General features: G+C 56.5%; 3 protein-coding genes. 1 reads left to right on the plus strand and 2 read right to left on the minus strand.

Annotation, left to right across the window (positions count from 1 at the left end; all coding sequences use genetic code 11):
- A partial coding sequence (locus AC1DLB_RS29315) for an ArnT family glycosyltransferase (RefSeq protein WP_477786220.1) occupies positions 1-474 on the minus strand: 474 nt, incomplete at its 3' end.
- A 193-nt stretch (positions 475-667) separates the two neighbouring features.
- Between AC1DLB_RS29315 and AC1DLB_RS29320 the strand changes: the two genes are divergently transcribed.
- Positions 668-1,192, plus strand: a complete 525-nt coding sequence (locus AC1DLB_RS29320) for a GNAT family N-acetyltransferase (RefSeq protein WP_477744063.1) — start codon at positions 668-670, stop codon at positions 1,190-1,192.
- Between the two features lie 223 nt (positions 1,193-1,415).
- Here AC1DLB_RS29320 and AC1DLB_RS29325 read toward each other — a convergent pair.
- The coding region (locus AC1DLB_RS29325) for a PIN-like domain-containing protein (protein WP_477786221.1) at positions 1,416-1,670 on the minus strand (255 nt) is incomplete at its 5' end.

A 1,670-nucleotide genomic window follows, 5' to 3' on the forward strand; every position in this document is an offset into this window, starting at 1 on the left:
GTTGCCGACAGTCGAATACCGTGTCCCCTGAAAAAATGCCAGCAGCGCCATGCTCACGCCGAAGGCCAGCAACGCGTCTTCGCCGACGCTGCGCGTGTTGCTCCAGTAACTGGCCATGGTCGCCAGCAAAATCCCCGCCGTCCAGGCAATGACCTTGGGCCGGTCGAACCGCCGCAGCATCGCATACAGCAACATCACGCTGAATAACCCGGCAAACGCCGACGCGAGCCGCACCGCCCACGGCGTACCGCCGAATGCGCGAATCGCCCCGGCGTCGAGCCACAAGCTCAAGGGCGGTTTCTCAAGAAATGGCTCGCCGAACAAATGCGGGGTCACCCAGTCGTTATCCAGGTGCATCTCCATGGCAATTCCGGCGACCCGGGCCTCCGTGGAACCTTGTAATTGGTGATTGCTTAGCGCGAAGAAAAACAGCAGAGCGGCGAGTAGAAACAGTGAAGAGACGGGGCGTGACATGAGTTTCTGGCTAACCGAGCAGGGGACCGGGAACCCCAAGCATACGAGTTGAATGCTTAACGAAACATGAACGACCAGCGAGAGGTGACGGGTGACGTTGGGGCAGCACTAACGGGGGGCGATCTGAGTAGCAGCGTCCTTCCAGGCGCTGTTATTGTCTGACGTCATGGAGTTGGTAGTTAAGGATGATGCAATGGAGCTTGCGCTGACCGTTGGTACTCACACATTGAGATTGAGCGCCCCCGACCCCGGATGGTGTAAAGCGTTGCAGCATGCGCTGAACGCCAGTTTTACAGTCCACTGCGAATTTCTGCCCTGGGCCAAACCCTACACCACCGAGGACGAGGCCCGATCGTTCCTCGCGCGGGCAGTCGATGAATTCAAAAGCGAAACCGGTGAGCGGCGGCTGTTTATCGTCGACGATACCGCGCACGCGATCATCGGCTGTATTGGCTTGAAGCCCCGGCGCCGTAACCGGTATTTGGTCGGCTACTGGGTCAATACCGAGTATACGGGCAAAGGCTATATGCGCACGGCGCTTGAAGCGTTGATCAAAAGCATGCCCGGTTTCACGTTTTACCTGACCATCGCCTCGGCCAATGTGGCGAGCCAGCGGCTGGCCGAAGCGGCCGGGTTTGGTTTGATCAGACGGTGTTATCAGAGGGCTTGTTTGCAGCCGCATGAGGCGCAGGATACGTATCTGTATCGGTTGAAATGATGGTGGGAGCAGTCACTGGAACCGACCGCTAACCAAATCGCAGGCAAAAAAAAAAGCCCGCGGGAGGGCGGGCAAACCGTAGTTTCTTGAATGAGCGAGGGGGAATGTACAGGTTGGAGGGGGGGCGGTGGGGTGAAGAAAAATTCATGTGGATGGATGGCTTCAGTCGCTCGTAGCTTCACCAAAGGTATGAATGAAAAGAAGCCCTGTCACGGTTCGGGGTYTATATTTTTATTTGATCAAATTTTCCGTGCGCCGGACATTTCCACGGTACGCGGAACGCAGCGCCACCTCCATTCAGATGTGCCTGACTCATGATCGACGGCCACCATCGCACCAGGTTATGCGCTTTGTTCCAATAAGACTCGTTTCCCCAATGCTTGGCCAAACAGAAGACCGGCAGTCCGCACTCGCGGAACGCTCTCTTTTCAATATCACCTTTTGTGAATTTGTCTTGAGAGATGACAGCCCATCCACC

The organism is Pseudomonas sp. 05N434, assembly GCF_056396965.1.